This window comes from Yinghuangia seranimata (genome assembly GCF_029953285.1).
Lineage (GTDB): Bacteria > Actinomycetota > Actinomycetes > Streptomycetales > Streptomycetaceae > Yinghuangia > Yinghuangia seranimata.
Genome location: NZ_JASAOI010000020.1, coordinates 63,916 through 70,556, shown reverse-complemented (window position 1 = coordinate 70,556; position 6,641 = coordinate 63,916). Strand labels below are relative to the sequence as shown.

The 6,641-nt window shown below is 73.4% G+C and carries 4 protein-coding genes and 1 pseudogene; 4 read left to right on the top strand and 1 reads right to left on the bottom strand.

From position 1 onward, the window contains the following. Nucleotides 1-301 precede the first annotated feature (301 nt). Nucleotides 302-805 (bottom strand): annotated as a pseudogene (locus tag QI554_RS14420) (HNH endonuclease); the annotation flags it as partial. Nucleotides 806-962: 157 nt separating this feature from the next. Between QI554_RS14420 and QI554_RS14415 the strand changes: the two are divergent. From QI554_RS14415 to QI554_RS14400, 4 genes are all read left to right on the top strand, one after another. Next, the gene (locus tag QI554_RS14415; RefSeq protein ID WP_281470011.1) at nt 963-3,077 is read left to right on the top strand and encodes a prolyl oligopeptidase family serine peptidase; all 2,115 of its coding nucleotides are present in this window, start codon (nt 963-965) and stop codon (nt 3,075-3,077) included. 122 nt (nt 3,078-3,199) lie between these two features. Continuing rightward, a complete protein-coding gene (locus QI554_RS14410; RefSeq protein WP_281470009.1) occupies nt 3,200-4,210 on the top strand; it encodes a mechanosensitive ion channel family protein in 1,011 nt (336 codons plus the stop codon). Between the two features lie 73 nt (nt 4,211-4,283). Continuing rightward, complete coding sequence (locus tag QI554_RS14405) at nt 4,284-4,682, top strand: globin (protein WP_281470008.1); 399 nt, start codon at nt 4,284-4,286, stop codon at nt 4,680-4,682. A 38-nt stretch (nt 4,683-4,720) separates the two neighbouring features. After that, nucleotides 4,721-6,376, top strand: coding sequence for a glycoside hydrolase family 13 protein (locus tag QI554_RS14400; protein ID WP_425527973.1), 1,656 nt, complete (start codon nt 4,721-4,723; stop codon nt 6,374-6,376). The last annotated feature ends 265 nt before the right edge of the window (nt 6,377-6,641 follow it).

Below are 6,641 nucleotides of genomic sequence, written 5' to 3'. Positions count from 1 at the left end.
CGCCCCGGCGCCCGCGCCCCCCCCCCCCGGGCGCGCGGGCCGGGCCCGCGGGGGGGGGGGGCCCCGCCCCCCCCCACCGGTCATCCGGCCGGAGAGACGGCGACGGCGGCGGACCTGCTGCCTCGTCTGGCAGGATCCGCCGCCGTTATGCGCTTGCCGCCTGGTCGTATGTGCCGTACTCGTCGTGGTCCTGGAAGTCGGCGAAACGACCGCTGTGGTCCGTATGCCGTTCGGCATGCCGGTCCATATGCCGGTTCTGATGCTGATGCTGGTGCTGGTGGTCCGTGCGGCCGAACCCGTACTCCTCGGCCCCGTAGGGCGCGAGGTAGGGCTCCCAGCGCGGGTCCCGGAAACCGGTCCCGATGATGCGCCAGGCGAGGCCGCTCGGCTGTGCGGGCTTGCGGTGCATCCGCCAGCCCAGTTCGGCGATGTAGCGGTCGCTTTTGACGTGATTGCAGCGGCGGCACGCCGAGACCACGTTCTCCCAGGTGTGCTGTCCGCCCCGGCTGCGCGGAATGACGTGGTCGACGCTGGTAGCGGCGCCCCCGCAGTACACGCAACGGCCCCCGTCGCGCGCGAACAGCGCACGCCTGGTGAGCGGCACCTGCCCGCGAAAGGGGATACGGACGAACCTGGTGAGTCGGATGACGCTCGGAACGGGGATCTCGGTGGTCGCGCTGTGCAGGATGCTGCCGGATTCCTCCAGGCAGGTGGCTTTGTTGTTGAGCACAAGAATGAGCGCCCGTCGCACGGAGACCACGCAGAGCGGTTCGTACGACGCGTTCAGGACCAGTGAATGCGGCACGTAATGCCTCCTTTTACGCCTGCGGCACGTGGCTCGTGCCGGGACGATCGGCTCCCAGTGTCGCTGCCTGCCTACCCCGCGCGCTACCAGGAATCTCCCATGGTCACATGCCGTTCACCTGTGTGAGTCGGGTCCGGGAGCGGTCTAGGATCGCGCCATGACGCGCCCGGACTACCCCGTCGCCCCGAGGTCCGACACCGTCGACGTGCTCGCCGGGAGGCCGGTCGCCGACCCTTTCCGGCCGCTCGAGGACGCCGACTCCGACGCGACGCGGGCCTGGTCCGCGGCCCAGGAGGGGCTGTTCCGAGCGGCCCGCGCGGAGCTGTCCGGGCGGGACGCGCTGCGCGACCGGATCGCCGGACTCCTCGCCACCGGAACGGTTGGCGCACCGGTGTGGCGGGGCGACCGCAGCTTCTTCCGACGCCGCCTTCCGGGGCAGGAGCACGCGGTCCTTTTGACGATCGGCCCCGATGGGGCCGAACGGGTGCTTCTCGACCCGATGGAGCTCGATCCGGACGGCACGACGACGCTCGACGACTGGCGGCCCTCGCCGGACGGCCGGCTGCTCGCGTACCGCGTCTCACGCGGCGGGACCGAGGAGTCGGAGCTGTACGTCATGGACGTCGCGACCGGCGCCACGGTGGACGGACCGGTCTCCCGCACCCGCGAGTCGCCGCTCGCGTGGCTGCCCGGCGCCGACGCGCTGTACATCCAGCGCAACCTGCCGCCGGAGACGGTCCCGGAGGGCGAGGCGCAGTACCACCGGCGGCTGTACCTGCACCGGCTGGGCACCGACCCGGACCGCGACGACGTCGAGGTGTTCGGGGCCGACCAGGACAAGACGGCGTTCTTCCGGGCGACGGTGTCGCGGGACGGCCGCCACCTGGTGGTCAGCGCGTCCGAGGGCACCGCGCCCCGCAACGACGTGTGGCTCGCCGACCTGACCGCGTCCACGCCCGAGGCACCGGTGCTGCGGCCCGTGCAGGTCGGCGTCGACGCGCGCACGGGCGTCCACCCGGGGCGCGACGGCCGGCTGTACGTGTTCACCGACCTGGACGCGCCGCGCGGGCGGCTGTGCGTCGCCGACCCCACCGCCGCGGACCTGGGTCCGGCGGGCTGGCGCACGCTGGTCCCGGAGGACCCCGAGGCGGTGCTGGAGGACTACGCGGTCCTCGACGGGCCCGAGCTGGGCGACGCCCCGGTGCTGCTTGCGGCGTGGACGCGGCACGCGGCCGGCGAGCTGACCCGGCACGACCTGGCCACCGGGACGCTCACGGGTCGGGTCGACGCCGCCGCGTCGGGCGAGGACGCGGGGCTGGGCTCGATCGGCGGCCTGTCCGAGCGCCCCGAGGGCGGCTGCGAGGCGTGGTTCGGCTGGTCGGACTACCGCACGCCGTCGTCCGTGCGCCGCTACGACGCGCGCACCGGCGAGGTGACCGTGTGGGCGGAGGCGCCCGGCGCGGTCGACGTGCCGCGCGTGCACGTCCGGCAGGAGGAGTACACCTCCAAGGACGGCACCACCGTGCGCATGTTCGTCATCTCCCCCACCGCCGAGCCCGACGCGCCGCGCCCGACCGTGCTGTACGGCTACGGGGGCTTCGCGATCCCGATGACACCCGGCTATTCGGCGGGCGTGCTGACGTGGGTGGAGGCCGGCGGCGTGTACGCGATCGCGGGCCTGCGCGGCGGCAGCGAGGAGGGCGAGGACTGGCACCGCGCCGGCATGCGCGAGCACAAGCAGCGGGTCTTCGACGACTTCCACGCCGCGGCCGAGCACCTGGTGGCGCGCGGCTGGGCGCTGCCCGGCGGCCTCGGCATCTCGGGCGGCTCGAACGGCGGCCTGCTGGTCGGCGCGGCGCTCACCCAGCGGCCCGAGCTGTACGCGGCCGTGGTCTGCTCGGCTCCGCTGCTCGACATGGTGCGCTACGAGCGGTTCGGGCTCGGCCGGCTGTGGACGGACGAGTACGGCACGGTCGAGGTGCCGGAGGAGCTGGACTGGCTGCTCGGCTACTCGCCGTACCACCACGTCGTCGAGGGCGTGGAGTACCCGGCGGTGCTGTTCACGGTCTTCGACGGCGACACCCGGGTGGACCCGCTGCACGCGCGCAAGATGTGCGCCGCGCTGCAGGCCTCGGGCGCCGGGACACGCCCCGTGCTGCTGCGCGCGGAGTCGAACGTCGGCCACGCCGACCGCTCGGTCACCCGTTCGGTCGAACTGTCCGCCGACACCTTGGCGTTCCTCGCGCGCTGGACCGGCCTGGCGACGGGCTGACGCCGCGTCGGCCCGCGCGGCCGACCCGGCTTCCCGGGGCGGCGATACGGGCATGAACCGGGCATGCGTCGGCATGCGGCTACCGTGGTGGAGACAATTCGTCCCCGCAGAGAGGTCCGTTCGTGTTCGTTCCGGGTATGCCGGCCGTGCTGCTCGCCGACGCCCAGCAGGACGGCAAGGTCTCGTCCTGGTTCGACCGGCACGGCGAGACCCTCGTGGTGACGCCCGTCCGGATCCTCATCATCGTCGTGGCGGCGCTGGTCCTGCGTGCCGTCACCCGCAAGATGATCACGCAGCTGATCGCGCGGATGGCCAACGACGGGGCGAACGGCAGCGGCCGGCCGGTCACCGGGTTCCTGCTCAACGCCGAGCGGCGCCGACAGCGCGCGGAGACCGTCGGCTCGGTCATGCGCAGCATGGCCTCGTTCGTGATCCTCGGCATCGCGACGCTGCTGGTCCTCAGCGAGCTGCACGTGGACCTCGCGCCGCTGCTGGCGAGCGCCGGTATCGCGGGTATCGCGCTCGGTTTCGGCGCGCGCAACCTGGTGACGGACTTCCTGTCCGGCATGTTCATGATCCTCGAGGACCAGTACGGCGTCGGCGACCTCGTCGACGCCGGCCCCGCGTCGGGCACCGTGGTCGAGGTCGGGCTGCGCATCACCAAGCTGCGGGACGCGGACGGCACCGTCTGGTACATCCGCAACGGCGAGATCAAGCGGATCGGCAACCGCAGTCAGGGCTGGGGCACCGCCAAGGTCGACGTGCAGATCGGCTACCGCGAGGACGTCGTCAAGGTGCGCGACCTGGTCGTCACGGCCACCGAGCAGCTCGCCGACGACGAGCAGTGGAGCGAGACGGTGTGGGGGCCGGGCGAGGTCATCGGCATGGAGTCGGTCACGCCGGAGGCCGTGGTGCTCCAGGTGCAGGTCAAGACGATGCCGGGGCAGGAGCAGCCGGTCGCGCGCGAGCTGCGCGCGCGGCTGAAGCACGCGTTCGACGACGCGGGCGTGCGGCTGACCGAGCCGCGGATCGCCGAGCCCCCGGCGGCCGGCGACAACGGCGGCGGCTCCTCGGCGGCCGCCGAGCCCCTTCCGGCCCCGGGCCCGCCGCCCTCCTCCGGCCCGGCCACCTGAGTTTGCCGCGGCCGCCTGATCCCGCCTCCGCTTCGCCCTCCGGATCGGCGCGGCCATCTGCGAGGATGGTCCGGTGAGTGAATCGACGGCGGACCAGTCCCTCTCCTTCTTCGACGCGGTGGGCGGCGAGGAGACCTTCGCCAAGCTGGTGCACCGCTTCTACGAGGGCGTGCGGTCGGACCCGCTGCTGCGCCCCATGTATCCGGAGGAGGACCTCGCGGGTGCCGAGGAGCGGCTGCGGCTGTTCCTGATGCAGTACTGGGGCGGGCCGCGCACGTACAGCGACAACCGCGGGCACCCCCGGCTGCGCATGCGGCACGCGCCGTTCGAGGTGACTCCGGCCGCGCGCGACGCGTGGCTGCGGCACATGCGGGACGCCGTGGACGACCTGGCGCTGGCCGAGCCGTACCGCGCCCAGCTGTGGGACTACCTGGTCTACGCGGCCGAATCGATGGTGAACACACCGGACTGACCCCGCGGTGGGTCGTACGCAAAGGTGGGTGACCGCACGTGGAGGGTGTCGGGCAGCACACGTCGGACGTACGGCTCAGCGCGGCGCCGCCGCCCGCCGACCGCGAGGTGAGCCGGTGGTGGCGCGACGCGGTCTTCTACCAGGTGTACCCGCGCAGCTTCTCGGACGCGGACGGCGACGGGGTCGGCGACCTGCCCGGCATCACGGCACGGCTCCCGCACATCCGCGACCTCGGCGCCGACGCGCTGTGGCTCAGCCCCTTCTACCCGTCGCCGATGGCGGACGCCGGCTACGACGTGGCCGATCCGCGCGGCGTGGACCCGTTGTTCGGCACCATGGCGGACTTCGACCGGCTGGTCGGGCGCGCCCACGAGCTGGGGCTGCGCGTCGTCATCGACATCGTCCCGAACCATACGTCACACGAACACCCGTGGTTCCACGCCGCGTTGGCGGCGGCGCCGGGGACGTGCGAGCGGTCCCGCTACCTGTTCCGCGACGGCCGCGGGCCGGACGGCGACGAACCGCCCAACGACTGGACGTCGCAGTTCGGCGGCCCGGCGTGGACCCGGATCCGTGAGGCGGACGGCAGCCCGGGCCAGTGGTACCTGCACCTGTACGCGCCCGAGCAGCCCGACCTGAACTGGCGCAACCTGGAGGTCCGCGCCGAGTACCTGTCGATCCTGCGGCACTGGCTGGACCGCGGCGTCGACGGCTTCCGCGTGGACGTCGCGCACGGCCTGCTCAAGGCCGTCGGGCTGCCGGACGCGGGCCCGGTGCCGCAGGGCTGGGAGGGCCGGATGAACCACCGGCTGCCGTACTGGGACCAGCCCGAGGTGCACGACGTGTACCGGGGCTGGCGGCGGGTGCTGGACTCGTACGAGGGCGACCGGGTCGCGGTGGCCGAGGCGTGGGTGCCGCATCCCGAGCGGCTGGCCGCGTACACCCGCCCCGACGAACTGCACCAGGCGTTCAACTTCCCCTACCTGATGGCCGGTTGGGACGCCGCCCGGCTGCGCCGCGTGGTGGACGCCTCGCTGGACGCGGCGGGCGGCACGGGCGCGCCGCCGACGTGGGTGCTGGCGAACCACGACGTGGTGCGCGCGCCGACCCGGCTCGGCGGCCTCGACCAGGCGCTCGCGGCGCTGCTGTTCGAACTCGCGCTCCCCGGCTCGGTGTACCTCTACCAGGGCGAGGAGCTGGGCCTCGAGGAGGTCGTCGACCTGCCCGACGAGGCGCGCCAGGACCCGGTGTTCCTGCGTTCGGGCGGCACGGTGCGCGGGCGCGACGGGTGCCGGGTCCCGCTGCCGTGGTCGGACGACGGTCCCTCGCTGGGGTTCTCCCCGACCGGGCGAGCGTGGCTGCCGCAGCCGGCGGAGTGGCGCGGGCGCACGGTCGAGGCGCAGTCGGCGGATCCGTCGTCGCCGCTGAGCCTGTACCGGCGGGCGCTGCGGATGCGCCGCGAGCACCCGGCGCTCGGCGGCGAGGGCTGGGTGCAGTGGATGCGGTCGCCGGAGGGCGCGTTGGCGTTCGTGCGTTCGCCCGGGTTCGTGTGCACGGCCAACCCGTCGGACCGGACAGTGGAGTTCGGGCCGCTCGGCGCGCTTCTGCTGGCGAGCGGACCGGTGGACTCGACGCCGGACGGCGGGCACCTGATCCCCGCGCACACCACGGCGTGGTGGGGCATCGGCGGCTGACGCAGAATCAGTCCGCCTTGCCTACAAGGAAGTTGGCTTCCGCTGCGGACGGTCTACGTGCCAAGGGCGGCCTCCTGGGGGTGAGACCGCCCTTGCCCGGGTCCACGTGCCGTCCCCCCCTCGGGTCGGCACGCGGCTTCCCTCGTCCGGCGGTTCACCACGGGGTTGCTCCGTCGGACTGGATCCAGACTGGCGACGCGTGAGCGGCGCCGCTATGGGCACGGAACGGCGGTTACCTGTCCAGGACACAGGAGTTGCGTGCCGC